The 26865-nt window shown below is 67.5% G+C and carries 26 protein-coding genes; 8 read left to right on the top strand and 18 right to left on the bottom strand.

Translation table 11 applies throughout. The annotated features are described in order from the left end of the window. Positions 1 to 48 precede the first annotated feature (48 nt). Both VFY73_RS05375 and VFY73_RS05370 read left to right on the top strand, forming a co-directional pair. Positions 49 to 1182 carry a sterol desaturase family protein gene (locus tag VFY73_RS05375; RefSeq protein WP_329716891.1) on the top strand — a complete coding sequence of 378 codons (1134 nt, stop codon included), beginning with the start codon at positions 49 to 51 and terminating at the stop codon, positions 1180 to 1182. 213 nt (positions 1183 to 1395) lie between these two features. Beyond that, entirely contained in the window at positions 1396 to 3189 is a 1794-nt protein-coding gene (locus VFY73_RS05370; RefSeq protein ID WP_329716890.1) for a S8 family peptidase, read from the top strand. A 217-nt stretch (positions 3190 to 3406) separates the two neighbouring features. Here the strand turns inward: VFY73_RS05370 and VFY73_RS05365 are convergent, their stop codons facing one another. Genes VFY73_RS05365 through VFY73_RS05350 form a run of 4 tightly spaced genes read right to left on the bottom strand, consistent with a single transcriptional unit; the run spans position 3407 to position 7321 of the window. Next, the gene (locus VFY73_RS05365) at positions 3407 to 4270 is read right to left on the bottom strand and encodes an isocitrate lyase/PEP mutase family protein (RefSeq protein WP_329716889.1); all 864 of its coding nucleotides are present in this window, start codon (positions 4268 to 4270) and stop codon (positions 3407 to 3409) included. Next, positions 4267 to 5724: a bifunctional 2-methylcitrate dehydratase/aconitate hydratase gene (locus VFY73_RS05360; RefSeq protein ID WP_329716888.1), complete on the bottom strand. Its 1458-nt coding sequence runs from the start codon at positions 5722 to 5724 to the stop codon at positions 4267 to 4269. Before VFY73_RS05360 ends, VFY73_RS05365 begins: the two co-directional genes overlap by 4 nt. A 17-nt stretch (positions 5725 to 5741) precedes the next feature. Next, positions 5742 to 6899, bottom strand: a complete 1158-nt coding sequence (gene prpC, locus VFY73_RS05355) for a bifunctional 2-methylcitrate synthase/citrate synthase (protein WP_329716887.1) — start codon at positions 6897 to 6899, stop codon at positions 5742 to 5744. Continuing rightward, entirely contained in the window at positions 6899 to 7321 is a 423-nt protein-coding gene (locus VFY73_RS05350) for an acyl-CoA thioesterase (RefSeq protein ID WP_329716886.1), read from the bottom strand. Before VFY73_RS05350 ends, prpC begins: the two co-directional genes overlap by 1 nt. A gap of 132 nt (positions 7322 to 7453) precedes the next feature. Between VFY73_RS05350 and VFY73_RS05345 the strand changes: the two genes are divergently transcribed. Then, positions 7454 to 8860 (top strand): short-chain fatty acyl-CoA regulator family protein, encoded by a 1407-nt coding sequence (locus VFY73_RS05345; RefSeq protein WP_329716885.1) that lies wholly within the window; start codon positions 7454 to 7456, stop codon positions 8858 to 8860. 127 nt (positions 8861 to 8987) lie between these two features. Here VFY73_RS05345 and VFY73_RS05340 read toward each other — a convergent pair whose 3' ends face one another. The 5 genes from VFY73_RS05340 to VFY73_RS05320 form a co-directional block, all read right to left on the bottom strand. Further along, the gene (locus tag VFY73_RS05340) at positions 8988 to 9368 is read right to left on the bottom strand and encodes a hypothetical protein (protein WP_329716884.1); all 381 of its coding nucleotides are present in this window, start codon (positions 9366 to 9368) and stop codon (positions 8988 to 8990) included. A 273-nt stretch (positions 9369 to 9641) separates the two neighbouring features. Further along, a complete protein-coding gene (locus VFY73_RS05335) occupies positions 9642 to 11054 on the bottom strand; it encodes a coniferyl aldehyde dehydrogenase (RefSeq protein ID WP_329716883.1) in 1413 nt (470 codons plus the stop codon). Positions 11055 to 11179: 125 nt separating this feature from the next. After that, positions 11180 to 12160 carry a hypothetical protein gene (locus VFY73_RS05330; protein WP_329716882.1) on the bottom strand — a complete coding sequence of 327 codons (981 nt, stop codon included), beginning with the start codon at positions 12158 to 12160 and terminating at the stop codon, positions 11180 to 11182. 38 nt (positions 12161 to 12198) lie between these two features. After that, positions 12199 to 13230: a hypothetical protein gene (locus VFY73_RS05325; protein ID WP_329716881.1), complete on the bottom strand. Its 1032-nt coding sequence runs from the start codon at positions 13228 to 13230 to the stop codon at positions 12199 to 12201. A 126-nt stretch (positions 13231 to 13356) separates the two neighbouring features. Further along, the gene (locus tag VFY73_RS05320; RefSeq protein WP_329716880.1) at positions 13357 to 13944 is read right to left on the bottom strand and encodes a hypothetical protein; all 588 of its coding nucleotides are present in this window, start codon (positions 13942 to 13944) and stop codon (positions 13357 to 13359) included. 514 nt (positions 13945 to 14458) lie between these two features. Here VFY73_RS05320 and VFY73_RS05315 point away from each other — a divergent pair. Next, the gene (locus VFY73_RS05315; protein WP_329716879.1) at positions 14459 to 14692 is read left to right on the top strand and encodes a hypothetical protein; all 234 of its coding nucleotides are present in this window, start codon (positions 14459 to 14461) and stop codon (positions 14690 to 14692) included. An 81-nt stretch (positions 14693 to 14773) separates the two neighbouring features. On the opposite strand, the gene VFY73_RS05310 is transcribed toward VFY73_RS05315, so the two are convergent. The 3 genes from VFY73_RS05310 to VFY73_RS05300 form a co-directional block, all read right to left on the bottom strand. Further along, positions 14774 to 15133 (bottom strand): PRC-barrel domain-containing protein, encoded by a 360-nt coding sequence (locus VFY73_RS05310; RefSeq protein WP_329716878.1) that lies wholly within the window; start codon positions 15131 to 15133, stop codon positions 14774 to 14776. Between the two features lie 142 nt (positions 15134 to 15275). After that, positions 15276 to 15704, bottom strand: a complete 429-nt coding sequence (locus tag VFY73_RS05305) for an SRPBCC family protein (protein WP_329716877.1) — start codon at positions 15702 to 15704, stop codon at positions 15276 to 15278. Positions 15705 to 15731: 27 nt separating this feature from the next. Beyond that, positions 15732 to 16106, bottom strand: a complete 375-nt coding sequence (locus tag VFY73_RS05300; RefSeq protein ID WP_329716876.1) for a metalloregulator ArsR/SmtB family transcription factor — start codon at positions 16104 to 16106, stop codon at positions 15732 to 15734. 253 nt (positions 16107 to 16359) lie between these two features. Between VFY73_RS05300 and VFY73_RS05295 the strand changes: the two genes are divergently transcribed. Further along, positions 16360 to 16977, top strand: a complete 618-nt coding sequence (locus tag VFY73_RS05295; protein WP_329716875.1) for a hypothetical protein — start codon at positions 16360 to 16362, stop codon at positions 16975 to 16977. Positions 16978 to 17053: 76 nt separating this feature from the next. On the opposite strand, the gene VFY73_RS05290 is transcribed toward VFY73_RS05295, so the two are convergent. Further along, complete coding sequence (locus tag VFY73_RS05290) at positions 17054 to 18019, bottom strand: hypothetical protein (RefSeq protein WP_329716874.1); 966 nt, start codon at positions 18017 to 18019, stop codon at positions 17054 to 17056. A gap of 277 nt (positions 18020 to 18296) precedes the next feature. On the opposite strand from VFY73_RS05290, the gene VFY73_RS05285 reads away from it, so the two are divergent. From VFY73_RS05285 to VFY73_RS05275, 3 genes are all read left to right on the top strand, one after another. Continuing rightward, complete coding sequence (locus VFY73_RS05285; RefSeq protein ID WP_329716873.1) at positions 18297 to 18767, top strand: group II truncated hemoglobin; 471 nt, start codon at positions 18297 to 18299, stop codon at positions 18765 to 18767. Positions 18768 to 19118: 351 nt separating this feature from the next. Continuing rightward, positions 19119 to 19628: a MarR family winged helix-turn-helix transcriptional regulator gene (locus tag VFY73_RS05280; RefSeq protein ID WP_329716872.1), complete on the top strand. Its 510-nt coding sequence runs from the start codon at positions 19119 to 19121 to the stop codon at positions 19626 to 19628. Continuing rightward, entirely contained in the window at positions 19615 to 20301 is a 687-nt protein-coding gene (locus tag VFY73_RS05275; RefSeq protein WP_329716871.1) for a GNAT family N-acetyltransferase, read from the top strand. Before VFY73_RS05280 ends, VFY73_RS05275 begins: the two co-directional genes overlap by 14 nt. A gap of 75 nt (positions 20302 to 20376) precedes the next feature. Here the strand turns inward: VFY73_RS05275 and garD are convergent, their stop codons facing one another. The 5 genes from garD to VFY73_RS05250 all read right to left on the bottom strand — a co-directional run bounded on the left by garD (position 20377) and on the right by VFY73_RS05250 (position 26800). Continuing rightward, the gene (gene garD / locus VFY73_RS05270) at positions 20377 to 21927 is read right to left on the bottom strand and encodes a galactarate dehydratase (RefSeq protein WP_329716870.1); all 1551 of its coding nucleotides are present in this window, start codon (positions 21925 to 21927) and stop codon (positions 20377 to 20379) included. A gap of 12 nt (positions 21928 to 21939) precedes the next feature. Further along, positions 21940 to 23229 (bottom strand): glycerate kinase, encoded by a 1290-nt coding sequence (locus VFY73_RS05265; protein ID WP_329716869.1) that lies wholly within the window; start codon positions 23227 to 23229, stop codon positions 21940 to 21942. 31 nt (positions 23230 to 23260) lie between these two features. Further along, positions 23261 to 24589 (bottom strand): glucarate dehydratase, encoded by a 1329-nt coding sequence (gene gudD / locus VFY73_RS05260; RefSeq protein WP_329716868.1) that lies wholly within the window; start codon positions 24587 to 24589, stop codon positions 23261 to 23263. Positions 24590 to 24682: 93 nt separating this feature from the next. Continuing rightward, a complete protein-coding gene (locus VFY73_RS05255) occupies positions 24683 to 25648 on the bottom strand; it encodes a tripartite tricarboxylate transporter substrate binding protein (RefSeq protein WP_329716867.1) in 966 nt (321 codons plus the stop codon). Positions 25649 to 25771: 123 nt separating this feature from the next. Beyond that, positions 25772 to 26800: a LacI family DNA-binding transcriptional regulator gene (locus tag VFY73_RS05250; protein WP_329716866.1), complete on the bottom strand. Its 1029-nt coding sequence runs from the start codon at positions 26798 to 26800 to the stop codon at positions 25772 to 25774. Positions 26801 to 26865 lie beyond the last annotated feature (65 nt).

Raw genomic sequence — 26865 nt, 5'->3', positions numbered from 1 at the left:
ATAATTGCGCCCGATCAATCACGAACACCGCACGCCTGGGAGGGCAGGATGGACGAACTCGACAAACTCAATCGGTTGACCAAGTCACACGGGGCATTGCAGCCTGGCAAGGGCATGGTCTCTGGTGTGATTGCACTGGGCCTGGCCCTTCTTTGTTTCCTCGGCGTGCTGGCGTTCCACTGGCCCGAATACCTGACGACCCCGCAACTGCGCCAGGCCTACAAGGTCGACGTGATCCGACAACTGCTGTTCTGGTCGCTGGTGTTGTCGGGCTCGATCGCGTTGTTCAACGTCATCCGGGGCCGGGCGCGCTGGCTGGCCTTCGGTTCTTTCGCGCTGATCGGCCTGTGCCTCGCGCTCGGTGGCCACAAGGTGCCGGTCGACAGCGACTTCCCGGACCACACCCCCTACATCGGGCTCGACTGGTTCATCCTCGACCTGCTGGGCTCGACGCTGATCTTCGTCTTCGTCGAGAAGTTGTTCGCGCTGCGCAAGGACCAGCCGGTGTTTCGCGCCGAATGGCAGACCGACTTCCAGCACTTCGTCGTCAATCACATGCTGGTGGGCTTCGTGCTGCTGGCCACCAACCTGCTGGTGCACCGGCTGTTCGGCTGGGCCGCGAACGACGGCATCCGTGGTTGGGTGCAGCAGCTCAATTTCTGGGTCGCCTTGTTCCTGATCATCCTGGTGGCCGACCTGGTGCAGTACTGGACGCACAGGGCCTACCACGAGGTGCCGATGCTGTGGCGCCTGCACGCGGTGCACCACAGCGTCAAGAGCATGGACTGGCTGGCCGGCTCTCGCCAGCACATCCTCGAGCTGATCCTCACCCGCACGCTGGTGCTGGCGCCGATCTACCTGCTGGGCTTCAGCAAGGAAGTGATCGACGCCTACATCATCGTGGTCGGCTTCCAGGCGGTGTTCAACCACGCCAACGTCAGCGTGCGCCTGGGGCCGCTGCGCTACCTGATCGTCACGCCGAACTTCCACCACTGGCACCACTCGCAGGACCAGGAGGCGCTGGACAAGAACTACGCCGCGCACTTCGCCTTCCTCGACCACCTGTTCGGCACTGCAGTGAAGTCAGACCGCGAATGGCCTGCGCGCTATGGCGTGCTGGGTGACTACGTGCCAGACGGCTTTTTCAAGCAGGTGGCGTTTCCGTTCACCTGGAAGGGCTGAGCCTCCAACCGGCGGGCAGAGGCTGCGCACCAAGCGCGCGGCGAGCCTCTTCGATCCTGATGATCTGGGGGGGTAGGGACCCCTTTCGGAGGGATGCGGCCGGCCCGGGCTTGCGCTCATGATCACGCCGCCGCCCCAACCGGGGCGCCCGAGGCCCGAGTGCTCCGTGCACTGCGTGCCTGACCCACCCGCAGTGATCAAGGAGTAGTGCCCATGAACCCGATTGCACGCCGCGGCGTTGCCGTCTCTGGCCTGTTGATGGCCGCCGCGCTGGCCAGTGTCCCCGCCGCCTATGCCGGCGGTTCGGTCGACGGTGTCGCCGACGAAGAAGCGATGGCCCAGGCCATAGCTGCCCACACTGACCGGTTGATCATCAAGTTCAGGCCCGGCAGCCTGGCTGCGCAGCGCGGCGCGGACACGCAGGCGCTGTCCCGCGTTCACGAGGCTGCCCAGCGCTCCGGCGTGCAGATGCGCTACCTGCGTTCGAACGCTTTCGGTGCCCATGTGCTGAAGCTCGATCGCCTGCTGAACGTGGACGACGCGCACGCACTGGCCCGCGCCGTGGCCGAGGCCGACCTGGATGTCGAGTTCGCCGAGCCCGACCGACGCATGCACGCGATGCTGACGCCCAACGACACCAGCTACAACCTGCAGTGGCACTACTACGAGGCCACCGGCGGACTGAACGCTCCGCTGGCGTGGGACAAGTCCACCGGCACCGGCGTCGTCGTGGCGGTTCTCGATACCGGCTACCGGCCGCATGCAGATCTGGCTGCCAACATCCTGCCCGGCTACGACTTCATCGCCGATACCTTCGTCGCCAACGACGGCAACGGCCGCGACAGCAGTGCACTCGACCCAGGCGACTGGGTCTCGGCCAATCAATGCGGCGGCTTGCACCCGGCACGAAACTCGAGCTGGCACGGCACGCATGTGGCCGGCACGATTGCCGCGGTCACCAACAACGCCAGCGGAGTGGCCGGAGTCGCCTTCGGCGCCAGGATCGTTCCGGCGCGGGTGCTGGGCAAGTGTGGTGGCTACACCTCCGACATCGCCGACGCGATCACCTGGGCCTCGGGCGGCACCGTCAGCGGCGTGCCGGCCAATGCCAACAAGGCGCGCGTGATCAACATGTCGCTCGGCGGCAGTGGCAGCTGCGCCAGCACCACGCAGGCGGCGATCAACGGCGCGCGCAGCCGCGGGACAGTGGTGGTCGTGGCGGCCGGCAACTCGAATGCCAACGCCGGCAACTACTCGCCAGCCAGCTGCGCGGGTGTCATCACGGTGGCGTCCGTGGGCCGGACAGGCGCCAAGGCCTACTACTCGAACTACGGCGCGGTGGTCGACCTGGCAGCACCTGGTGGCGACATGAGCGGCAGCAGCGCCAACGGCGTCTACTCCACGCTGAACACCGGCTTGACGTCACCCGGCTCGGATACCTTCGCCTACTACCAGGGCACCTCGATGGCGGCGCCCCACGTGGCGGGCGCTGCGGCGCTGATGCTGGCCAAGAACAGCGCGCTGACGCCGGACGAGGTGGAGTCGAAGCTGAAGAGCACCACGCGGGCTTTCCCGGGGGTGTGCTCGCAATGCGGCACCGGCATCGTCAATGCCAGCGCCGCCGTGGATGCAGCCGGTGGCGGTGGCAATGTCAACGAGGTCGAGTCCAACAACACGCTGGCCACCGCGCAGGTCATCGCGGTCAACCCGGCGACGGTGGCGGGCAACATGGGCAGCACCAGCGACACCGACTACTTCAAGGTCTCGGTCGGTGCCGGCAAGACGCTGACCTCGACCTTGACGCCCAACATCAACTCCGACTACGACCTCTACTTGTACGACGCCGCCGGCACCTTGCTGGCCAGCAGCATCAAGGGCACCGGCCAGGTCGACACCATCGTCCGCACCAATGGCGGTTCAGCCACCAGCTGGTATGTGCGGGTGTACTACTACTCCGGTGGTACCGGAGCGACGAACGGCAAGTACACGCTGGGGTTGTCGCAGTGAGGCGAGCGTGAGGCTGGGGCGCCGCGCGTGACGATGTGCGCAATGGCCTGGTGTGGGCCTCGAATCAATGTGCCGGGCAACGAAAGGGCGGAGCGACGTTGTCAGCAAAGGGCATGGGGCGGGTCCGGCACGGCGCGCTGGGCGCCGAGGCGCCCGACGTCACCGGGGCGTTCACGCGCACCGTGCCGACCTGATCGCCGTCAGCCACGGCCAGCGCTCATCCGAACCGCTTCGCCAGCTCGTCCATCTGCGGCATCCGCACGATGCGCTGGCGCTCCTTGAACGAGGCGACCAGGCCGGAGGCTTCGGTGAGCTGGCGTGTCTCTTTCAACGTGGCCAGCGCGCGCTGCATGCCCAGCAGCGCGCCTTGCAGCGCGGCGTTGGCGTAGAGCACCAGCCCGTAGCCGAGCGTCGCCAGTTCATCGGCGGGGACGATCGGTGTCTTGCCGCCGATCACCATGTTCATCAGCAGCGGGCGCTGCGGCAGGTCGCGCGGCAGGACGCGAATCTCGTCGGCCGACGTGCAAGCCTCGACGAACAGGATGTCAGCGCCAGCTTCCGCGTAGGCATGGGCGCGGTCGATGGCGGCGCTGAAACCGTGCACCGCTCGTGCATCGGTGCGGGCCATGACGACGAGGTCGGCGTCCTGCCTCGCGTCGACCGCGGCCTTGATCTTGCCGACCATCTCGGCGGTGCCGATCACGTCCTTGCCGTCGAAGTGGCCGCAGCGCTTGGACGAGACCTGGTCTTCGAGCTGGATGCCGTCGGCGCCGGCCCGCTCCAGCGTGCGCACCGTGTGGCGCACGTTCAGCGCATTGCCGAAGCCGGTGTCGGCATCCACCAGCAGCGGCAGCTCGACGGCATCGCGGATGCGGCTCGTTGCCTCGGCGATCTCGGCCAGGCCCACGAAGGCCATGTCCGGCAGGCCGAGCTGCATGTTGGTCACGCCGGCGCCGGTGATGTAGAGCGCCTCGAAGCCGAGGTCTTCGACCACACGGGCTGACATCGCGTTGAAGGCGCCGGGCAGCAGCGCGCCGCGGCGCGCTTCGGCCAACGTGCGCAGGGCAAAGCGTGTGTTCATGTGGCGGCGGCGTAGAGATCGACGTACTCGTGCACCGGCATGTCCTCGAGCCGGCGCTGGTCCAGGCTGACGGCGAGGATGGCTTCCTGCTGCTTCGCGGCGAAGCGGCGCGCGAGGTTGGTGCGGAACTTGGCTTCCAGCAGTGGGATGCCGTCTGCGCGGCGGCGCTTGTGGCCGATCGGGTACTCGACCACGACTTCCGGCAGCGTGGTGCCGTCGTTCAGCTCAACCGCCATCGCGTTGGCGATGCTGCGCTTGTCCGGATCGTGGTAGTCGGCGGTGAAGCGCGGATCTTCGGTGCAGGTGATGCGCTCACGCAGCGCGTCGATGCGCTGGTCCGCTGCCACCGCGTCCTCGTAGTCGGCGGCGGTGAGGCGGCCAAACAGCAGCGGCACGGCGACCATGTACTGGATGCAGTGGTCACGATCGGCCGGGTTCGCCAGCGGGCCCTTCTTGTCGATGATGCGGATGCAGGCTTCGTGCGTGCGGATGTGCACGCGGCGGATGTCTTCGGCGCTCTTGCCACGCTGGGCCAGTTGCGCGTGAATCGTCATCGCCGCCTCGACAGCCGTCTGGCTGTGGAATTCGGCCGGGTAGCTGATCTTGAACAGCACGTGCTCCATCACGTAGCTGCCGTAGGGCCGCTGGAACTTCAGCGGCTGGCCCTTGAACAGCACGTCGTAGAAGCCCCAGGTCTTGGCCGTCAGCACGCTGGGGTAGCCCATCTCGCCGGTCTTTGCGATCAGCGCCAGGCGCACGGCGCGGCTGGTGGCGTCGCCTGCCGCCCAGCTCTTGCGGCTGCCGGTGTTCGGCGCATGGCGGTAGGTGCGCAGGCTGTGCCCATCGACCCAGGCGAGCGACACCGCATTGATCGTTTCGTCACGCGTCAGCCCAAGCAGTTGGCAAACGACGGCGGTGCTCGCCACCTTGACGAGCAGCACGTGATCGAGGCCGACCTTGTTGAACGAGTTTTCGAGTGCAATGCAGCCCTGGATCTCGTGGGCCTTGATCATCGCGGTGAGCACGTCGCGCATCGTCAGCGGCGGCTTGCCGGCAGCCACGGCGGTGCGGCTCAGCCAGTCGGCCACGGCGAGGATGCCGCCCAGGTTGTCGCTCGGGTGGCCCCATTCGGCCGCGAGCCAGGTGTCGTTGAAATCGAGCCAGCGGATCATCGTGCCGATGTTGAAGGCAGCTTGCACGGGATCCAGCTGGTGCGGCGTGCCGGGCACCTTGGCGCCGTGCGGCACGACCGTGCCGGGGATGACCGGGCCGAGCAGCTTGGTGCAGGCAGGGTAGGCCAGTGCTTCGAGGCCGCAGCCGAGCGTGTCGATCAGGCAGTGGCGTGCCGTCTCGTAGGCGAGCGACGAGTCGATCGGATAGTTCAACGCGTAGTCGGCGATGTCGACCAGCACCTGGTCGGGTTGGGGGCGGTGGTTGGAGATGTAGGCGGACATGTCGTGGTATTGAAGAGTTAGATCCGGTCGGCCATCGCGACGAAGGGCAGGTCTTCGGGGCCGGTGTAGTGGGCGCTGGGGCGGATGATCTTGTTGTCCTGCCGCTGCTCGATCACATGGGCGGCCCAGCCGCTGGTGCGGGCGATGACGAACAGCGGTGTGAACATGGCGGTCGGCACGCTCATCATGTGGTAGCTGACCGCGCTGAACCAGTCGAGGTTGGGGAACATGCGCTTGGCGTTCCACATCACCCGCTCCAGCCGCTCGGCGATGTCGAACATCTTGGTCGTGCCGGCTTCTTGGGACAGCCGGCACGCCACCTTCTTGATCACCTCGTTGCGTGGGTCGCCGGTGGTGTAGACCGGGTGGCCGAAGCCGATGACGACTTCCTTCGCCTCGACGCGGCGGCGGATGTCGGCCTCGGCTTCGTCCGCCGAGTCGTAGCGCTTCTGGATCTCGAAGGCCACCTCGTTGGCGCCGCCGTGCTTGGGGCCGCGCAGCGCGCCGATCGCGCCGGTGATGGCCGAGTACACATCGCTGCCGGTGCCGGCGACCACGCGGGCCGCGAAGGTCGAGGCGTTGAACTCGTGCTCGGCGTAGAGGACGAGCGAGGTGTGCATCGCGCGCTCCCAACTCTTGCTCGGCTTCTCGCCATGCAGCAGGTGCAGGAAATGCGCGCCGATCGAGTCGTCGTCGGTCTCGACCTCGATGCGGCGGCCTTGCGACGCCCAGTGGTGCCAGTACAGCAGCATCGAGCCGAGCGATGCCATCAACCGGTCGGCGATGTCGCGCGCGCCGGGCAGGTTGTGGTCGTCCTTCTCGGGCAGCACGCAGCCCAGGGCCGAGACGCCGGTGCGCATCACGTCCATCGGGTGGGCACCGGCGGGCAGCTTCTCCAGCGCGTCCTTTACGCTGGCCGGCAGTCCACGCAGCGAGCGCAACTTGGACTTGTAGGCGCGCAATTCGGCGGCTGTGGGCAGCTTGCCGTGCACCAGCAGATGCGCAACCTCTTCGAACTCGCAGGCTTCGGCGAGGTCGAGGATGTCGTAGCCGCGGTAGTGCAGATCGTTGCCGCTGCGGCCGACTGTGCACAGTGCGGTGTTGCCGGCAGTGACGCCGGAAAGGGCGACCGACTTTTTTGGCTTGACACCGGGAATGAGCGAGGTGCCGTTCATCACAGCGTGGCCTCGAGCTGTGCCGTGGCGCGAAGAAGCGGCGTCGGGCGGCCAAGGTCGTCCACCGCCACCATCTCGAAGCCGCCGCGCAGCACTTCGGTTGCCCGCGTGCCAGGTGCGGCATCCATGACGGCGCGCACGTCGACGGTCAACGAGGTGGTGCCGACACGGCTGACACGGGCGTGCAGGTGCAGCAACGCACCGACAGGCACCGGCGCCAGGAAATCGATCTGCCGCGAACCGGCCATCACCACCGACTGCCGTGTGCAGCGTGCTGCAGCCAGGTAGGCTGCCTTGCCGAGCAGCGCCAGTGCGTTCGGGCCGAACAAGGTGCCGTAGTGGTTGGCCTGGTGCGGCAAGACCAGCTCGGTCAGTTGCAATTCGAGGTCAGGGGTGATGGCCAGTCGGCTGAGCCAGTCCATGGCGTGCTCCGCTATTGGTGAATACTGTTCGCAATGTTTGCATTCGGCTATGCTGATCGCAACGGCTGAATTGGCTACGAACTGCGAAGGCGATTGGCGCAATCTGCGAAGTTTGCGAAGTCGATGATGGCGATGCGCAAGACTTTCCTGGGCGTGAAGTTGAAGACATTGCGCGAGCAACGGGGCCTGACGCAGGCGGCGCTCGCGCACGCGCTGAGGCTTTCGCCCAGCTATGTGAACCAGATCGAAAACAACGAACGCCCGCTCAGCGTGGCGGTGTTGCTGCGGCTGCAGTCGACACTCGGTGTGGATCTGCAGTTCTTCTCGGAAGACGACGAGGCGCGGCTGTTTGCGCAGCTGCACGAGATCGTGGCCGACACCGCCTTGCCCGGCGGTGTGCCTGATGCCGAACTGCGCACATTGGCGCAGCAGATGCCGGCGATGGCGCAGTTGCTGATCCGCCTTCATGGGCGCGCGCGGGGCGCCGAGGCACGCGTGGCCAACCTGGCGTTGGGCATGGGCGAGCGCGACGGCGAATCCTTGCCGGGGCTGGGGCCGCACGAGGAGGTGCGCGACTTCTTCTACGCGCAACACAACCACGTGGCGGTGCTGGATGAGCAGGCCGAATCGCTCTTCGAGCGGCTCGCGCCGGCGACGCGTGCCGGCCTGCCCGCCGCGCTGGAAGCGCATCTCGCGTCAGCCCATCGTGTGAAGGTGCAGACCGTGCCGGCCGACCAACTGCGCCGCTTCGAACCGGCGCAGCGCCTGCTGTTGCTGGCCGATCATCTGGAGCCCGGACAGCGCGCCTTCCAGCTGGCGACGCAACTGGCCTACCTGGAGGCCGGCGAGCAGATCGATGCGTTGGTGACAGGCGGCAGCTTCAGCAGCGCCGCACCGCGTGCACTGGCGCGCATCGGCCTGGCCAGCTACTTCGCTGGTGCGCTGGTGCTGCCCTACGGCCGGTTCCTCTCTGCGGCGCAGGCCTTGCGCTACGACATCGCCTTGCTCGCCCAGCGCTTCGGCGTCAGCTTTGAAACGGTGTGCCATCGCCTGTCGACGCTGCAGCGGCCTTCGGCCCGCGGCGTGCCGTTCTTCTTCGTGCGGGTCGACAAGGCGGGCAACATCTCGAAGCGCCAGTCGGCGACCGACTTCCACTTCTCGCGCAGCGGCGGCACCTGCCCGCTGTGGAATGTGTACGAGGCGTTCGCACAGCCCGGCAAGGTGCTGACCCAGGTGGCCCGCATGCCCGATGGCCGCAGCTACCTGTGGATCGCGCACTGCGAAGTGCGACCCACCGGCGGCTACGGTTCCCCGGCGCGCAGCTTCTCGGTCGGTTTGGGGTGCGACCTGCGACATGCCTCGCAGCTCGTCTATGCGAAGGGACTGGATTTGACCGACCCCGACAGTGCCACGCCGATCGGCCCAGGGTGCAAGCTCTGCGACCGCCAGGGTTGCGCCCAGCGCGCTTTTCCGGCGCTGGAGCGGCAGTTGCGGATCGACGAGAACGAGCGGCTGAGCGAGCCGTATGCGGCGGGCTGAGATCGCGCGCGAAGGTGCGCGAGGTCGAGTTGCAAGCCGGCGCGCAGCGGGGGGGCGTGGCCGCGGTGACCAGGGCCGGACAACTGGCCCTGGCGCACCTGGCCGGCCGCAGCGACACGCGAGAGGATCAGTACCCGCTCAACTGCATGTCGACGAAGATCGTGCTGTAGCCGTTGTTGCGCGCACAGACCTTGAACCAACCGGGGACGATGTCGGGGCGGGTCGAGGAGGTGGCGTTGAAGTAGTACGAGGCGGAATCCTGCACCAGCACGTCGACGTAGTTGGCGTCGTAGGTGTAGGAGCGCTTGACGGTGAAGTGGGCGACGGCCGGGCCGCCGAACGCATTCTTGGACGTACCGAAGGACGTGACGGTGCTGTTCGCATAGATCGGGTCCTTGCAGATCCGTGTTCCCGGGTAGACCGGCTCGGAAGCGTGGGCCGTGACAGCGCCCAGCAGCAGCGCGGCTGCGCCCAGCCAGTGGATGGGGTCGGCAAATCGGGTGTTCATTCAAAGCTCCTTGACACATGCATCGAACGGGCAAGGCATGCCGACGGCCGAGAACCAACGGCGTTCCCTGGCATTCCTTGGGGTTGCCGGCCCGCCGTGCGGGCTCGGTGCTTTGAACTACGCCCGGCGCAGTCGTCCGGATGCGGGCGTCGCACCCGAATGGACGAGTTAGGGAGAGGCCGCCGCCACGGTCTGCGTTACTGCAGCGTTAGCTCTCCGAAGCGACACGGGCTGCGCAGCAAGCACCGCGCAGCCCGTGGTGGAAGGCCGTTGTCAACCCGCGATCTTCTTGAGCAAGCCGATCATGCGGTCGAAGGTGGCGCCGTACGGCGGGTAGAACAGCTTGGTACCGGCGAAGCGCGTCTGCTCGAAGATCGGCTTTTCCTTGCTGAAGGTGCGAAAGCCCCACTCGCCGTGGTAAGAGCCGATGCCGCTCGCACCGACGCCGCCGAAGGGCTGCTCCTCCTGGCCCAGGTGCCAGATGCAATCGTTGACGGTGACGCCGCCGGCGTGCGTCTGCTCCATCACGCGGCGCTGCGCATGGCTGTCACTGCCAAACCAGTACAGCGCCAGCGGCCGGTCGTGGCGCTGGATGTAGGCCAGCGCTTCTTCCGTCTTGTCGTAGGCGACGATCGGCAGCAGCGGGCCGAAGATTTCTTCCTGCATCACCGTCATCTGCTCGGTCGCGTCCAGCACCAGGTGTGGCACCAGCCTGCGGCCAGCCGGCGTTTCGGCATGCGTGGGCACCAGGCGTGCACCTTTGGCCTGCGCATCGCGCAACAGGCCTTGCAGGCGCTCGAAATGGCGTGGGGAGACGATGCTGGTGTAGTCCGGGTTGTCCGACAGCTTCGGATACATCGTGCGGATGCGGCCGAGCACCGCGTCGGCCAGCGGGCCGACCATCTCGCGCGGCGCCAGCACGTAGTCGGGGGCGACGCAGGTCTGGCCGGCGTTCAGCAGCTTGCCGAAGGCCAAGCGCTCGGCGGTGACGCCGATGTCGGCGCTGCGGTCGACCAGTGCGGGCGACTTGCCGCCCAGCTCCAGCGTCACCGGCGTCAGGTTGCGCGCGGCGGCTTGGGCGACGATGCGGCCAACCGCGGTGGAGCCGGTGAAGAACAGGTGGTCGAAAGGCAGCGAGGTGAACGCGCGGCCGACATCGGCATCGCCGACGATGACCTGCATCTCTTCGGGTGCGAAGTGCTCGCGCACCATGCGTGCCATCAGCTCGCTGGTGGCCGGCGTCAGCTCCGACGGTTTGACCAGCACCCGGTTGCCGGCCGCCAGTGCCGCCAGCGCGGGCGCCATTGCCAGGTAGTACGGGTAGTTCCACGGCGACACCACGCCGACAACGCCCAGCGGCTGGCGCAGCAGCCGGTTGCGCGCGGGCCAGAAGTGCATGGCGGTCGGCACGCTCCGGGTCTTCATCCAGCCGGGCAGGTGGCGGATCGCGTGGCGCACCGCCGATTGGACCGTGAAGACCTCGGTCAGCAGGGTTTCCTGCCGCGCGCGGTTCTCGAAGTCCTGCGCGATGGCAGCGGCCAGATCTTGCGCGTGCTTTTCGGTCATCTGCCTCACGCGCGCGAGACGATCTCGCCTCACTGCCAACGTGGGGAAGATCTCTGACGCGAAGGCGGCACGCTGCTGTTCGAGCGCGACGCGCAGATGCTCTTCAATGCCTTGGTTCACGCTGCACCTCCTGGCTGGTCAGGCGGTGCAGGGTACTCGACAGGCCAGCGGCGAACTAGGCGAGCAACCCTAGAGCGAACCGGGATCAACCCGAACCGCGCCGCGCGGCCAGGGTGATCGGCGTCTCAGGGCTCGATGCGCCGGGCGACGAAGGCCTTGCGGTTGCCGCGAAAGTAGCCCGTGCCCGTCACATCGCCACCGTCGTTGATGCTGACGATGTCGTCCAACCGATCCCAGCCTTCGCGGCTGCTGTCCAGCAGGTCCATCAGCAGGTGGCTGCGGCCGCCGGTCGTGATGAAGGCCCCGACTGACGAACTGCCGGCGATCTCGTCGACATTGTTCATGTCGCGCGGCCGCAGCGTCGCTGATCCAATGGTTGGCAGGCGCCGCTTCTTGACGCCGTCGTAGAAGAACGGCGTGAAGACGTCGTTCTCGTCTTTGGCCGTGCCGAGCACGTGGCCCAGGTTGTTCACGACGTAGGCGTAGCTGGTGTCACCGCCGAAGGTGCCCAGGTCCTTCATCTGGCCGTTGGCCCAAATGAAGGCGTGGTGCTTGTCCCAGTTGTCCGGATTGATCGTCGATTCGCCAACCACGAAGCCGTTGTCGCTGACATCGGTGGCCGACGCATAAGGGCCGCCGAGCGTTCCCAGGTCGGTGATGGTGCCGTTGTCCCAGATGGCGGCATGCGTTTCCCGGCCGAAGTCGGCGTTGCCGGCCATCACGCCTCGGTTGTTGAACCGGGAGACCAGCGACATCTTCGGCGCCTCTTGATAGCGGCCGTCGTGCCAGAAGACGGCGGGCGTCAAGGGTACCTGCACCAGCACATCGCCGGCATCGTTGAAGTCCTGGACGCGCGCGCCATCGCCGTCCGCCAGGAAAGTCAGTTGCCCGTGGTCATGGAAGAACACGCGGTAGTGGTTGCGGTTGGCCAGGTCCTGCGCAGTGCCCATCACGACGCCATGGTTGTTGATGGTGTCCGGGTAGCGCGGACGCATGCCGTCCTGGTTCTTCAGGGGTTCGATCTTGTAGAGCGGGGCGGCCGACGCAGCGAGGGAGGCGAGCAGGGTCAATGCGGCGAAGGCGATGCGGACAGTCCGTGATGTCATGGTCTTTTCTTGGCTGGTTGGAGTGAAGAAAGACAGGGTCACGGCGCCAACGGCGTGGCGATGTACACGCGCGTTTTGCCCTGGTATTGGCCGCTGCCGACAATCTGCCCCGCGTCGTTGATCCCATCGACCATGTCGAGTTCCCAGTCGGCACCGCTGGCGTCGAGCAGGTCGCTCAATCGGTGGCAGCGCTGCCGCTGCATCAGGAAGACCTCGTTCTTCCTGCCGTTGCCGAAAATGCCGACGATCTGGTCTTTCGAGTTGATGTCTCGGGGCGTGGTGTACTGGTCGACGCGGCACGGGGCCAACGGCATCATTTGCGTGCCGTCGTGCAGGTAGGGCAACCAGTTGCCCGAGGCGTCCTGGGCGTGGCCGATCACGTGTCCGTTGTCGGCGATGGCCGTCGCGTCGCTCTCGTCGCCGCCCAGCGTGCCCAGGTCGGTGATCACGCCGCCTTCCCAGCGGAAGGCATGCAGGTGCGGTCCGAACTGGCCGTTCTTGTCAGTGGCTGCGATGCCGATGACCTGGCCGGCGTTGTTGACGTCGCGCGCATTGGCGCCGACCCCGCCCAGCGTGGGCAGATCGGTCACCACCCCGCCCTGGGCGACGAAGGCGTGGGCGTCGCCGCCCCAGCAACTGGTCCAGCCGGCCAGCAGGCGGTCGTCGTTCATTCCGACCGCGTGGCTGGAGCCCTGGCAGCTCATCTTCGTGCCCAGGTTGTGAAGCACGCCGGTCTTGCTCCACCAGGCCGCATTGGCGGCGGCGTCGCCGGCAACGTCTGCACGCCGATTGATCGACACCGCTTCGTCGCCGGGCAAGCCGACCTGGATGGTGACACCGCCGCGGTAGGCGTACCCGGCGACGGCCTTGCCCTTCTTGACCAGCGCCTGCCCGACCACCTCGCCCTTCCGGTTGACGCCGGAAGCCGAGATCGGCACCACGTCATCGCCCGCAGGGACGGGCTCGATGCGGTACTGGGCAGCGGCCGAGGCGACCGTTGGCACCAGGCCGGCGACGGCCAGTGCCGACGCTGCTCGGCGCCAGATGTTCGCTGGTGACAAGGGTTTCATGCAGTGCTCCCTGACTTGGAGTCCGCATGCTAATCCCACCATCAATGAAGTTAGATGGTGCCCCCTAATTAAAAGTTAGCAGCTTCCGGTCCGCGGCAATCGCGGTCGGTCGCGGCAGCGCGGGCGTCAGGCTTCCTCTTCGGCCCTGCGCGCAGCCCGGGCTGCCTGGCGAGCGGCCTTGGCGTCGTTGCCGGCCGCTTGCTTGGCGGCCTTCTTCGCGGCGTTGCGGGCGGGGTTCTTGGCGGCGTTGGCGCCGGCCTTCTTCGGCCCCTTGGCGGTGCCGGTTTCGCCCTTTGCCGCGGCCTTCGCTCCGGTCTTGGCCGCGTTCTTGGCCGCGGGGCGGGCGGCGATCTTGTCGATGATCTTCTTACCGGTCTTGACGGCGGGCTGGTCCGATTCGTCACCGTCTTTCTTCGGACGGCCGGTCTTCAGGTTGGGTACTGCGGCCAGCGCGGCCAGGAAGGCCTGGTCGGACAGGCTCCGCAGCAACTCGATGCCGGCGCGCAGCAGCTCGCTCTTCTTGGCCGGTTGGGCCAGGCGCGTCGCGCGTTGGCGCAATTCGTTCAGCGTCGTGTACTCGGCCTTCGGGATCGTGAAGCTGTCGCGCACCAGCTTGGCCTTGGGCACCTTCGGCGTTTCCGCCGCCTGCTCGGCGGTGGCGGGCAGTACGGTGCTGCCGTTGGACTTTGGGGCGTCGGCATTCTGATCGGTCATGGTGTTCTCCTGTAAAAACGATATATACAGTTTATATCGTTTCTGGGCGATTGCATGTGTCCAATGCGTTGTCACGCGTGAAGATTGGTTTCCGCGCCCCCAGGGCCGGCGCACGCGGAAGGTCGCAGCCGGGCTTCAGCCAGCGTGGCCGGCACCTGACGGTGCAACTGCCTGCATCGGCCAACCGGGCGCCCCCCCCGGCTTCTACCTGTTGTTTGTGTTGGACAAGCAGGGGGTGCCGTCGAAGGCCAGCGTGCTGCGCCTCGGCGCTTGACGCCCTGCGGCGGCTCAGACCTCGCCGCGCCACCCGTCGCCGATGGCCACATAGCGGGCCTACAGGGCTGGTACAGGCCGCGGGGCAGGGGCCCCTTGGCGGCCAGGTCGGCGTCGCAGCCTAACAGCGGGACGCGCATCGTCCTTTCTTGCGCGGCTTGTCTCGGCAGGCTCAGCCCCTGAGCTTCGGGCCCCGTCTACTGGGCACCACTTCGATTCCTCGAGAGCTTTGGGAGCCCGCATGAACAAGACACTTCAATCCGCCAAGCTGACGTGCGCACCGGTGCGCATCGCCGACCGTGCCCGTTGGGCCATCGCCTGCCTGCTGTTGCTGGCCTTCGCCGCGCTCGGCCTCTGGCTGGAGCTGATGCCGACCTTTCGGCTGGAGCCGCTGGACCTTCTGCCCGCCGTCATCACCTTGCAGGTGGGGGGCGCCGTGGTGCTGGCGGCGTGGCTGCTGTGGTCGCCGGATTGACGCCTCGGTGGCGCTCACGCCTGGCCCGGTGGTCCATCGCGTCGATGTTGTACCCACCGGGCTGGCGTCAGTGGTCTCGCGTCACCACATCGGGATATCCCAATAGCTGTAGACCTTGCGACCGTACTCGTCGGTGAACGGCGGCAGTTCGCCTCGGGTGTAGCGGGGCGCCTTTTCCAGTCGCGCCTTGTCGAGCGGCACGACATAGCCGTCCTTGTCGGTGTCGTACTTCAGCATGTCCCAGGGCAGCGGGTAACGGTCGGAGCCGACGCCGAGAAAGCCGCCGAATTCCAGCACCGCATAGCGGACCTGGCCCGAGCGTTTCTCGATTTCGAGATGGTCGATCGAGCCCAGCTTTTCGCCCTGGCTGCCGTAGACCGGCGTGCCTTCGACGCGGTCCGATGAAATCACGTCTCGCGGGGTGTGGGAAGCGGTGTGCATGAGCATCTCCCGTTCAAAATGAGCAGATGCTCTTCGTGAGCAAGCGCCGCGCCCGGGCGGGCCAGCCGATGCCCGCCGCGGGCTTGGCGCCGCCAGCCGAACTTGCTGCAATTTTGGGCCGGCCGGCGGGGCGCGGCGGCCTTCAGCCCAGCTGCTGTGCGAACGCTTCGAGCTGGGTGATGCAGGTGCCCCAGCCGTCGAAGAAGCCGAGTTCTTCGTGGCGGTCGCGGGTGGCTTCATCGGGGTGCATGACGGTCGCGACGTAGCGGGTGCCGTCGGCCTCGTCGGCCATCGTGATGATCGCCGTGAACGGCATCCACGGGGTCTGCGGCCGCCAGCCGGCGGTCAGGGCCGAGGTGAAGATGATGCGCGATGGCGCCACGATCTCGAGGAAGCAGCCTGGGTTGTCGCTCGTGCCGCCGTCGGGGCCTTGCATGAAGGTGTGGAAGGCGCCGCCCGGACGCAGGTCGAAAGCGCGCACCTCGGTCGTCCAGGGTTTGGGGCACCACCATTCCTTCAGCAGCTTCGGGTCCGTCCAGGCTTGCCAAAGCTTGGCCCGCGGGGCGCGCACGAGGCGTGAGATGACGAGATCGTTCGTTCAGACCTTGCGTTTTCGCTGCTCATGGGGGAGGTCCTCCTGATGAAGGTGTTCGACAAAGCCGGCCATGCGGTCGCTGCGCGCTTCCCACAGCGCGCGCTGCTCGGCCAGCCACGAGTGGGCCAGTGAGAGAGTCTTGGGCACCAGCTCGCAGGTGCGCACCCGCCCGACTTTTTGCGAGCGGATCACGCCACTGCGCTCCAGCACCGACAGGTGCTTCATGAACGAGGGCAGGGCCATGGTGAAGGGCGCTGCCAACGCCGACACCGATGCCGGCCCGCGCCCGAGCTCACCGACGATGGCAAGCCGCGTCGGGTCGCCCAGCGCGTAGAAGACGTCCGGCAGAGGTGCCGACGTGAGCTGTTGGTTAGCCATTCGGCTTAGTATAGTGACGCAGTCGCGGTGTGCGCAAGACCCTGCATGAGGACCTGACAAGCACCGGCTAACGCCCGAGCGGAAGTGACCGATCGCGACGTGGGCAGAGCGCCGCCGACGCGGGGCGTCGTGCGCATTTGCCGCGCGGCCGGCGCCTTGTCAACCCACCCTTTGGGGTGATGTGGAAACGTTTTCTCATGGGCACACTGGCGCCCTCTTTTTTCACACACAGACACCAAGAGGGATGCAAGTCATGACCACCACCCGCCTCCAACCGCTCACCCGCGCCCTGGCTGCTGCCGCGTTGCTCTTCGGCGCCGTCTGCGCCCATGCTTTCGACACAGCCTGGGCCGACTGGACGACCGAGACCAGCACCACCACGGTGACCGGTCGTCTGACCCTGCCCAGCGGCATCGTCAAGGTCAAGTTCAGCGGCCCGACGCTCTACTTCGCCCAGACCGAAATCGGTGAGACCGACTACTGGTCGTCCGGCTCGCCGGACGCCTACGCTGCGACCGGCGCACCGAGCGGCAGCGATCTGCTGGCCTTCGTCGGCAACACCGACACCCAGGTCTACAAGATCACGTTCAGCAAGCCGGTGACCAACCCGGTGATGGCGATCCTGTCGCTGGGCCGCAGCTCGACGCCGACACGGTACGTGTTCACCCAGACACCGACGCTGCTGTCGTCCGGCGTCGGCTACTACGGTGGTTGTGCCGACTGCCTGAAGGTCAAGAAGAAGACGCTGACCGGCACCGAGGGCCATGGCGTCGTGCAGTTCGTGGGCACCTTCTCCACCATCAGCTGGAAGCAGCCGGACTACGAGTTCTGGCACGGCGTGACGATCGGTGCCCCGATCGATGCCAACTGAGTGATGGGGCCACGGCCACGGCATGACGCCGGCGCGGCGTTGCCGGTGCCCGTGGCCGCGCGACCCGTCGCGATGATCAGGGCGCGTTGCGGCGCATGAAGCGCCGCCAGGCCTGCTTGCTGGGCTTGACCGGCACGGTGCCGCCGGCAGTCGTGTACTTCTCGCTCAGCCTGAAGTTGCGCACGGTGCCGACACCATCGACCTCGCCACCTGGCGTGCCCAGCGTGTCCCACCACAACACCAGCTTGAACGAGCGGTCGGCTTCGAGGATGGCGGCGACCGACTCGATCCACGCGGCCCGCGCGCTGTCGTCGGCATCATCGGGCATGCAGATCACGCCCAGCTCGGGCAGCCACTTTGGCCGCCCGCCGGTGGCGTAGGCGCGGATCTGGCTCAGCCAGGTCGACGCATCCGGGTACACCAGGCCCCAGGTGTTGACGTAGGCGTCGACACCCCAGAAGTCGCCGATGCCGGGGTCGTAGGTCGCATACGAGCGGCCGTAGTTCTCGGTCCACTGCTTGGTCTGGATCGGCCCGTACTTGACGCGTTGGCGGATCGACGCCGGCAGCGCCTGGACGACGTTCCAGTAGCTGCGCTGGTGTTCGACGTAGGTCGACGCCGGCATGTCGGCCTCGCATTCATGGCAATGGGCGAGGTAGACCATCGGCAGGTCGGCGGGCATCGCCAGCAGCCAGGCCTTGAAAGCGTTGGGGTCGTAGGTCTTGTGCGAGATGAACGGCACGATGCCCTGCGCCTTCAACTGCAGGATGCGGCTGTCGGTCCACGCCGGTGGCGCGCCGGCCGAGAACACACGCACCGAATCGATCAGGCCCGGGTAGCGCTCGAAGCGGTCCGCGTATTCGGCCGAGGTCATCGTCATGCCCACCGACAAGCCCTTGCGGCCGGCGGCCAGAGCGGGGTGAAGCAGGCCAGCACAGAGCAGGCTGATGCCGGCAGCGACAGCGGCACGGTGGTGAGGGCGTGTCATCGGGCGGCGCCGGCTCGGGTGGTGGCGCGCGGCCCCTTGCGTGATGCTGGCCATATGGATCTCCTGGGCATCCGACTTCGACACTCGGCCATGGGGCACGAGGCCGCGGGGATCATCGCATCGGGTGCGGCGGTGATTGGTTCGGTCGCGCCTACGGGTATGCGTATGCGACCTTGGGCGAGAGGCCAGCGCCGATACCATCGGCCGTCTCGAGGCTTCACGTCGACCGATGGGCGATGGGCGATGGGCGATGGCCGGTGATGGTCGACTTCCGGCTGCCGTGGATCGCGCGACGACGACCCCTCTCAAACATCTACGGGACCTGCCACCCATGAGCGAACAAAGCGTTCCGACCCTCTACGAATGGGTCGGCGGCATCGACGCGCTGAACCGCCTGACCGCCCGCTTCTACCAGCGTGTGAAAGCCGATGCGCTGCTGGCGCCGGTCTTCGAGCACATGAATGCCGACCATCCGGCGCACGTCGCGGCCTTCCTGGGCGAAGTGCTGGGCGGCCCCACCACCTACTCCGAGCAGCATGGCGGCCACCCGCACATGGTGCGCCAGCATCTGAACAAGCACCTGACGCAGGAGCTGCGCCGCCAATGGGTCGGCCTGTTGCTCGGCACGGCGGACGAACTCGGCATGCCCGACGACCCCGAGTTCCGGTCTGCGCTGGTCGGCTACATCGAGTGGGGCTCACGCCTGGCCGTGATCAATTCGCAGCCCGGTGTCACGGTCGATGTGGATGCGCCAATGCCCAAGTGGGGCTGGGGCGAGGTCAAGAGGCCCTACCAAGGCTGAGCCGGCGAGAGCCAATCGGGCCGTACGCTTCGTCACACGACTGCCATCGGCTGCGCCTACACTGGCCTTCATTCGAGCGCAGAACCGACCGCAACACTGGGCGGAGACGGACTGAAGAAGGTCCAGGGAACCCGTCACCCAGCGCTTCGAAGGCCGACGCCGCGCAGCCCGCGATGTTCGGCAGGCAAGCCCGCCGCCAGCAATGGTCGCGGGCTTTTCTCATTCCGGGCAGCCGCATTGCATTGAATCGACCCGTTTCGACTCTCCACACCGTGCGCGGCGGGGACCGGACGCCAGCGGCTTGCGTCAGTCGATACAGTGTTATATAACGTGTTATAAATATTTGCCCGTATGAAGCAAGACGTCGTCAAGGAACTGGGCCTGCTCGCGCTCGGCACCCGGCTCAAGCGCATCGGTGAGCGCCTGCAGTCGCAGACCCAGGCCGTGCTGGCGTCTGCCGGCATCACCACGCCCGCGTCGCACTTCCCCTTGCTGGCGGCGCTGGACCGGTTGGGTTCGATGAATGTCGGCGATCTGGCCGACGTGCTCGGCGTCAGCCAGCCCGGCGTGACCCGCCAGGTGAGCAACTTGCAGGCGGAAGGCCTGGTCCAGGCGCACCCGTCGCCTGACGACCTGCGCTCGCGCACGGTCGAATTGACCAAGGCTGGCCGACAACTCGTGGCGCGTGCCAAGCGATCGACCTGGCCGACGATCGAGGCCGCTGTGACCGATGCCTGCGCCGCCGATGGCCGGTCATTGCTGGCGCTGCTGACGGCGCTGGAGCAGGCCTTGGCAGACGAGAGCCTGTGCGAGCGCGCCGATCGTCTGAAGTCTGGAGGAAAACGCGATGCATCCACTTGATCGACCCGTGTGGGCCAGCCTGACGACCACCCACCTACCCTTGTCGGAAGGAACGTCCTGGGCCCGGCGTTTCGATCGGCAGGTGAATGTGTTTGCGGCGGCGCGCGACGACAGCACGCAGGCGCTCGCCGCCTTGGCCGATCTGGTGCTGCCGGAGGAACAGGTCTACCTGCTGCAAGTGCCCGAGATCGTCGTCCCACCAGGGCTGCATGCCGTCAAGCAGGCGAAGGGCGTCCAGATGGTGGCGACGCGCCGCCTGGCCGGCGAGGCCGATCTCGACGGCATTGCCGCGCTCGGGGAGGCCGACGCAGCGGAGATGCTGGCGCTGGCGCAGCTCACCGAGCCGGGGCCGTTCCTCGCCCGCACCCACCGGATGGGGGCGTTCGTCGGCATCCGCGAAGGTGGGCGGTTGCTGGGCATGGCGGGCGAAAGGCTGCGTCTGCCCGGCTACACCGAAGTCAGCGGCGTGTGCACGCACCCACACGCGCGCGGCCGCGGCTTCGCGCGCCGGCTGTCGGCGGCGGTGGCGGCCCGCATCGAAGCGCGGGGCGAGCAGCCGTTTCTGCATGCGTGGAGCAGCAACCACGTGGCCATCGCGCTGTACGAATCACTCGGCTTCGTGAAGCGCACCGAGGTCAACGTGGCGCTGCTCGAAAGGCCCGCCGGCGTGTGACGTTCATCGTCGGCATTGGCGCGCGAAGCCGCGGTGCCACGATCCGGCCCGGGCAGTCGGGCGCGCCGTCGGACCTCAGGTCACCGGCGCCGGGTTGAACAGCACCAGCGCGTTGTGCAGCTTCCAGTGCTCGGCCCAGGTCTTCTTGCGGCCACTGGCCACGTCGAGCATGAAGCGAAAGAGCTCCCAGCCGACCTCTTCGATCGTGGCGGTACCGTCGGCGATGCTGCCGGCGTTGATGTCCATCAGGTCGTGCCAGCGGCGCGCCAGCTCGCTGCGGGTGGCCACCTTGATGACGGGCACCGCGGCCAGGCCATACGGCGTGCCGCGGCCGGTGGTGAACACGTGCAGGTTCATGCCGGCGGCGAGCTGCAGGGTGCCGCAGATGAAATCGCTGGCCGGCGTGGCGGCGTAGGTCAGGCCTTTGGCCCTGAGCTTCTCGCCCGGCGCCAGCACGTTGGCGATCGGCGACGAACCCGACTTGACGATCGAGCCCATCGCCTTCTCGACGATGTTCGACAGGCCACCCTGTTTGTTGCCCGGCGTCGTGTTGGCGCTGCGGTCGACGCCGCCGCGCGTCAGGTAGGCGTCGTACCAGGCCATCTGGCGGATCATCGCAGCGGCCACTTCCGGCGTCGTGGCGCGGGCGGTGAGCTGGTCGATGCCATCGCGCACCTCGGTGACTTCCGAGAACATCACGCTGGCACCGGCGCGCACCAGCAGGTCGGTGCAGAAGCCCACCGCCGGGTTGGCGGTGACGCCTGAGAACGCATCGCTGCCGCCGCACTGCACGCCGACCACCAACTCGCTGGCCGGCACCGTCTCGCGCCGGCGCGCGTTCAAGCGTTCGAGGTGGACCTCGGCTTGGCGCAGCATCGAATCGACCATCGACATGAAGCCGACGTGCCCGTCGTCCTGCAGGCAGATCACGTCCAGCGCTTCGTTGGCATTGCGCTCGATCGCATAGCTGCCCGGTGGCAGCAGGCGCTCGGGCTGCAGTTTCTCGCAACCCAGGCTGACCACCATCACCTCGTTGCCGAAGTTCGGATTCAGGCTGATGTTGCGCAGCGTTCGGATCGGCACCACCGCGTCGGTCGCGTCGATCGCCACACCGCAGCCGTAGCCATGCGCCAGCGCGACCACGTCATCGACATGCGGAAAGTGCGGCAGCAGCTCGGCCTTGATGCGCTGCACCGCGAACTCGGTGACGCCGGCCACGCACTGCACCGTCTGGGTGATGGCCAGGATGTTGCGCGTGCCGACCGAGCCGTCTGCGTTGCGGTAGCCCTCGAAGGTGTAGCCCTGCAGCGGTGGTTGCGGCTCGGGCTTGACGGTGGCGATCGGCAGGCCGTCCAGGCCACGTGCGTCGGGCATCTTCAGCAAACGCTCGTGCACCCAGCTGCCCGCGGGAATGGCTTTCAACGCATGGCCGATGGCAACGCCGTAGCGAACCACCGCCGCCTCGACGCCGATGTCGGCCAGCGCCACCTTGTGCCCCTGCGGCACACGGTCTCGCAGGACCACGCCCGAGGGCAGGGTGGTGCCGGCCGGCAGGCCGCCGTCATTGGCGACGATCGCGACGTTGTCGCGCTCGTGCATGCGGATCGTCAGCGGGGCGGTGCTCATCGGGACAGGACACTATTGGTTCGAGCCGGTGCGTGCGTCGACGATGATGGCGCGAAAGTCGTTGACGTTGGTCAGCGTGGGGCCGGTCACCACCGAGTCACCCAGCGCCCGGAAGAAGCCGTGTCCATCGTTGGCGTCCAGCCGTGGGCGCGGCGGGAGGCCACGGGCCCAGGCGCGGGCCAGCGTATCGGGTGAGATGACCGCGCCGGCGATCTCTTCGGCGCCGTCGACGCCGTCGGTGTCACCGGCCAGCGCATGCACGCCGGGCAACCCGTCGAGTGCAATGGCCATCGACAGCAGGCACTCGACATTGCGGCCGCCGCGGCCGGCGCCGCGGACCGTGACGGTGGTCTCACCGCCGGACAACAGCACGCACGGCGGCTCGAAGGGTTGACCGCGGGTGGCGACCTGGCGGGCGATGCCGGCCAGCGTCTTGCCCACGTCGCGCGCTTCGCCCTCCAGGCTGTCGCCGAGGATGTACGGCGTCAGCCCGGCCTCGCGCGCCACCTGGGCCGCGGCCTCCAATGCCATCTGCGGCGCCGCAATGGTGTGCGTCTCGGTCTTCGCCAGGCGCAGGTCGCCCGGTTTGAGCGTCTCGCCTTCGGGGCTGTCGAGCAGGTTTTCCACCGCCGCGGGCACCGCGATGCGGTAGCGCTCGAGGATGGCGCGTGCCTGGGCGCAGGTGCTGGGGTCGGCCACCGTGGGCCCGGAAGCAATGTCTTCGGGCCGGTCCCCCGGCACGTCGGAGATCAGCAGCGTGACCACCCGCGCGGGATGGCATGCGGCCGCCAGGCGCCCGCCCTTCAGCGCCGAGAGGTGGCGGCGCACGCAGTTCATCTCGCTGATCGTGGCGCCGCTGCTCAGCAAGGCGGTGTTGATGGCCTGCTTGTCTGCCAGCGTCAGGCCCGGGCCTGGTGCCACCAGCAGCGACGACCCCCCGCCCGAGATCAATGCGATGACGAGGTCGTCAGACGTCAGCCCTCTCACCAGCGCGCCGATGCGCACGGCAGCCCGCAGCCCGGCCGCGTCGGGCACCGGGTGCGCGGCCTGCACGATCTCGATCCGTTCGCAGGGCACCTCGTAGCCGTAGCGGGTGACGACCAGGCCTTCGAGCGGGCCGGGCCAATGTTGCTCCAGCGCCTTGGCCATAGCGGCCGACGCCTTGCCGGCGCCGATGACGATGGTGCGGCCCTTGGGCGGAGGCGGCAGATGGCGCGGCAGGCACAGCGCCGGCTGTGCCGCTGCGATCGCCGCGTCGAACATCCGGCGCAGCAGGCCGCTTCGATCGTGGGAGGTGCTCATGGTCTGGATTCTGCGGCGGGCTGGCAAGGCCTCAGCGGACGAGCGCCGGGCGCTTCGGATCGAAGGTCCAGCCCGGCATCAGGTGCTGCATCGCTGCGCTGTCGTCGCGTGCCCCCAGGCCGTGTTGTCGGTACAGCTGGTGGGCCTTCTCGACCTCGGTCATGTCGAGCTCGACGCCGAGGCCGGGCTTCATCGGCACCTGCACGTGGCCATCGACGATCTGCAGCGGCTCCTTCGTCAGGCGTTGGCCGTCCTGCCAGATCCAGTGGGTGTCGATCGCGGTGACCTTGCCTGGCGCCGCGGCGCCGACGTGGGTGAACATCGCCAAGGACACGTCGAAGTGGTTGTTCGAATGCGAGCCCCAGGTCAGGCCCCAGTCGCGGCAGGTCTGCGCCACGCGGACAGCGCCGGCCATGGTCCAGAAATGCGGGTCGGCGAGCGGGATGTCCACGCTCTGCAACGCCAGCGCGTGACTGAGCTGGCGCCAGTCGGTCGCGATCATGTTGGTGGCCGTGGGCAGGCCGGTGGCGCGGCGGAACTCGGCCATCACCTCGCGACCCGAGTAGCCGTCTTCAGCACCGCAGGGGTCTTCGGCATAGGCCACCACGCCGCGCATGTCGCGCATCAGCCGGATCGCGTCCTTCAGCAGCCAGCCACCGTTCGGGTCGAGCGTGACCCGGGCCGTGGGAAAGCGTTCGCGCAGCGCGGTGATGGCCTCGACCTCGTCTTCGCCGCGCAGCACGCCGCCCTTGAGCTTGAAGTCGTTGAAACCGTAGCGCTCGCGTGCCGCCTCGGCCAGGCGCACCACGGCCTGCGGCGTCAGCGCCTGCTCGTGCCGCAGTCGGAACCACGCGGTGTCGGCGTCCGGGTCGCTGGCGTAGGGCAGGTTGGTCCGGCGGCGGTCGCCGACGAAGAAGAGGTAGCCGAGCATCTCGACGGCGTCGCGCTGCTGGCCCTCGCCGAGCAACGCGGCGACCGGCACCTCCAGGTGCTGGCCCAGCAGGTCAAGCAGCGCCGATTCGATGGCGGTGACGGCGTGAATGGTCGTGCGCAGGTCGAAGGTCTGCAGGCCTCGGCCGCCACTGTCGCGATCGGCAAACGCCTGCTGCACCGAACGCAGCACGCGGTGATGGGCGCCGATCGGCTGACCGACCACGAGCGCGGCCGCGTCCTGCAAGGTCTGGCGGATCTTTTCGCCACCCGGCACCTCGCCCGCGCCGGTGCGGCCGGCGCTGTCGGTGAGCACAGCCAGGTTACGGGTGAAGAAAGGGCTGTGGGCGCCGCTGAGGTTCAGCAACATGCTGTCGCGCCCGGCGACGGGGATCACGCGCAGCGCAGTGACAACGGGAGTCTGGGGCATGGGTGCTTTTTGTCCAAGGGTCCGCCGCCGACGCCCTGCGCGACAGTCGCCGTGGGGCGCAGCACAGGGCGATTCACGTGTCGACGGATACCTTCAGTCTGCAGTGATCTTGCCCTGCTCGATCACCTGCTTCCAGCGTGCGAACTCGGCCGCCTGGAAGGCGGTGAACTGTTCAGGCGTGTTGGCGACGATCTCGAAGCCGAGCTCGAGCAGCTTGGGCTTGACCTGCGGATCACTGAGCCCGGCCACCAAGGCTTCGTGCAGCTTGGCCTTGATGTCGGCCGGCAGGCCCTTCGGTGCTGCAAAGGCCTGCCACGAATAGACGGTGACGCCTTTGATACCGAGCTCGGCCAGCGTGGGCACCTCGGGCAGCAGCGGCGAACGCTTGTCGCTGGTGATGGCCAGCGCGCGCAGCTTGCCGGCCTTCAGGTTGGGCCAGGCCGTGTTGATGTTGATGAAGCTCGCCTCCACCTGGCTGCCCAGCAAGTCGGACATCGCCGGCGCCCCGCCCTTGTAGGGCACGTGCAGGCCGGTGGTGCCGGTGGTCTGCCAGAACAGCTCGGCCGTCAGGTGGTCGCTCGAGCCGTTGCCGGATGACGCGAAGCTCATCTTGCCGGGGTTGGCCTTTTCATAGGCCAGCACATCGGCCACCGACTTGTGCGGCGAGGCAGCCGGCACCGCCAGCACGTTGGGCGCTTGCACGGCGACGGTGAGGTAGTCGAAATCCTTCAGCGGGTCATAGGCCAGGCTTTTCATCAGGTGCGGGCCGATCACGAAGGGCCCGAGCGACGAGACGAAGATCGTGTAGCCGTCTGGCGCGGCGCGCTTGGCAGCGGCCGCACCGACCGTGCCGCCGGCGCCGGCCTGGTTCTGCACGACGAAGCTGCCGCCCAGCTTTTCCTGCAGCTTGGGGCTGAGCGCTCGGGCGATCAAATCGGTCGATCCACCCGGTGGGAACGGGACCAGCAAGGTCACAGGCTTGGCGGCAGGCCAGGCCTCGGCGTGTAGACCCGAGACGGCGGCCAAGCCGAAGGTGAGGGCGGTCAACAGCTGCTTCATGCGCGGTCTCCGGGAAACTGAACTCGTGTGCGAACGATGGACGGTAGCGCTACCGGCGTGCCGTCAAATGGTAGCGCTACCAATCTCACTCGACAAGCGAAACATGAAGAGGGTTTACCCGCGCTAGGCGCTGGTCCGCTCGATGATCGAGTAGCCGATGTCGACCACGCGTTGCGGCACCGCCCGGCCCTCGGCGCGATCGATGATGAACTGCGCAGCCTGGCGGCCGATGGCGCCGGCCTTGATGTGCACGGTCGTCAGCGCGGGGTCCAGGTCGGCCGCGAAATCCAGGTCGCCGAAGCCGACGACTGCCAGCTGCTCGGGCACCCGGATGCCACGCGCCCGGGCTTCGGTCATCACGCCGAGCGCCAGCAAATCTGAGCTGCAGAACACCGCATCGACCGCGGGCTGGGTTTCCAACAAGGTGGCCAGGCCCTCGCGGCCCAGTCTCAGCGTGGTGGGGGCGGGCACGGCGACGATCGGCACTTCGGGCAGCCCGAGCGTGGCGGCTGTCGCCTGAAACGCCCACGAGCGGCGCTTGGCGCGCTCGTCATCACCACAGACGGCGCCCAGCTGGCGCCGGCCCTTGCGGTGCAGGTATTCAGCGACGCTGCGACCGACCTCGACGTGCGAGAAGCCGACCAACATGTCGATCGGCGTGGGCGTCAGGTCCCAGGTCTCGACCACCGGGATGCCGGCGGCCAGCAGCCGCTTGCGGCCCTCGATCGAGTGCAGGATCCCCGTCAGCACGATCCCGTCGGGCCGGCGGCCGATGATGGCTTCGAGCAGGGCGTCTTCGCGTGAGCCGGTGTAGCCCGCCTGGCCCAGCATCAGCTGGTAGCCACGTTCGGCCAGTGATTCGGTCAGGGCCTGGACAGTCTCCAGGAAGACCGGGCCCGAGATCGTCGGCACCACGGCCGCCACCAGGCGGCTGCGCCGTGAGGCCAGCCCGCCGGCGAGCAGATTCGGTACATAGCCGGTGCGGGCGACCGCCTCGCCGACCTTCTGCCGCACTTCGGCCGAGACCTGTGCGGGCGAGTTCAGCGCCCGCGACGCGGTGATAGGCGCCACGCCGGCCAGCTTGGCAACGTCGTGCAGCGTCACGCCCCCACTGCCGCGTCGCGTCCGCCGGGTGCCTTCTGAATCTGCCATGCGGTGATTCTAGGGTCGGTTGACAGCGCTACCAAGCCTTGGATGGTCCGGGAAAGATGCATGAA

Origin of the sequence: Ideonella sp., from assembly GCF_036277275.1 — a bacterium.
Lineage (GTDB): Bacteria > Pseudomonadota > Gammaproteobacteria > Burkholderiales > Burkholderiaceae_C > Ideonella.
This window is presented reverse-complemented; position numbering and strand designations above follow the sequence as displayed.

Coding starts and splice junctions, on each gene's coding strand:
- VFY73_RS05375 (WP_329716891.1), top strand. CDS start 49: ATGGACGAACTCGACAAACTCAATCGGTTGACCAAGTCACACGGGGCA.
- VFY73_RS05370 (WP_329716890.1), top strand. CDS start 1,396: ATGAACCCGATTGCACGCCGCGGCGTTGCCGTCTCTGGCCTGTTGATG.
- VFY73_RS05365 (WP_329716889.1), bottom strand. CDS start 4,270: ATGAACACACGCTTTGCCCTGCGCACGTTGGCCGAAGCGCGCCGCGGC.
- VFY73_RS05360 (WP_329716888.1), bottom strand. CDS start 5,724: ATGTCCGCCTACATCTCCAACCACCGCCCCCAACCCGACCAGGTGCTG.
- prpC (WP_329716887.1), bottom strand. CDS start 6,899: ATGAACGGCACCTCGCTCATTCCCGGTGTCAAGCCAAAAAAGTCGGTC.
- VFY73_RS05350 (WP_329716886.1), bottom strand. CDS start 7,321: ATGGACTGGCTCAGCCGACTGGCCATCACCCCTGACCTCGAATTGCAA.
- VFY73_RS05345 (WP_329716885.1), top strand. CDS start 7,454: ATGCGCAAGACTTTCCTGGGCGTGAAGTTGAAGACATTGCGCGAGCAA.
- VFY73_RS05340 (WP_329716884.1), bottom strand. CDS start 9,368: ATGAACACCCGATTTGCCGACCCCATCCACTGGCTGGGCGCAGCCGCG.
- VFY73_RS05330 (WP_329716882.1), bottom strand. CDS start 12,160: ATGACATCACGGACTGTCCGCATCGCCTTCGCCGCATTGACCCTGCTC.
- VFY73_RS05325 (WP_329716881.1), bottom strand. CDS start 13,230: ATGAAACCCTTGTCACCAGCGAACATCTGGCGCCGAGCAGCGTCGGCA.
- VFY73_RS05320 (WP_329716880.1), bottom strand. CDS start 13,944: ATGACCGATCAGAATGCCGACGCCCCAAAGTCCAACGGCAGCACCGTA.
- VFY73_RS05315 (WP_329716879.1), top strand. CDS start 14,459: ATGAACAAGACACTTCAATCCGCCAAGCTGACGTGCGCACCGGTGCGC.
- VFY73_RS05310 (WP_329716878.1), bottom strand. CDS start 15,133: ATGCACACCGCTTCCCACACCCCGCGAGACGTGATTTCATCGGACCGC.
- VFY73_RS05300 (WP_329716876.1), bottom strand. CDS start 16,106: ATGGCTAACCAACAGCTCACGTCGGCACCTCTGCCGGACGTCTTCTAC.
- VFY73_RS05295 (WP_329716875.1), top strand. CDS start 16,360: ATGACCACCACCCGCCTCCAACCGCTCACCCGCGCCCTGGCTGCTGCC.
- VFY73_RS05290 (WP_329716874.1), bottom strand. CDS start 18,019: ATGGCCAGCATCACGCAAGGGGCCGCGCGCCACCACCCGAGCCGGCGC.
- VFY73_RS05285 (WP_329716873.1), top strand. CDS start 18,297: ATGAGCGAACAAAGCGTTCCGACCCTCTACGAATGGGTCGGCGGCATC.
- VFY73_RS05280 (WP_329716872.1), top strand. CDS start 19,119: ATGAAGCAAGACGTCGTCAAGGAACTGGGCCTGCTCGCGCTCGGCACC.
- VFY73_RS05275 (WP_329716871.1), top strand. CDS start 19,615: ATGCATCCACTTGATCGACCCGTGTGGGCCAGCCTGACGACCACCCAC.
- garD (WP_329716870.1), bottom strand. CDS start 21,927: ATGAGCACCGCCCCGCTGACGATCCGCATGCACGAGCGCGACAACGTC.
- VFY73_RS05265 (WP_329716869.1), bottom strand. CDS start 23,229: ATGAGCACCTCCCACGATCGAAGCGGCCTGCTGCGCCGGATGTTCGAC.
- gudD (WP_329716868.1), bottom strand. CDS start 24,589: ATGCCCCAGACTCCCGTTGTCACTGCGCTGCGCGTGATCCCCGTCGCC.
- VFY73_RS05255 (WP_329716867.1), bottom strand. CDS start 25,648: ATGAAGCAGCTGTTGACCGCCCTCACCTTCGGCTTGGCCGCCGTCTCG.
- VFY73_RS05250 (WP_329716866.1), bottom strand. CDS start 26,800: ATGGCAGATTCAGAAGGCACCCGGCGGACGCGACGCGGCAGTGGGGGC.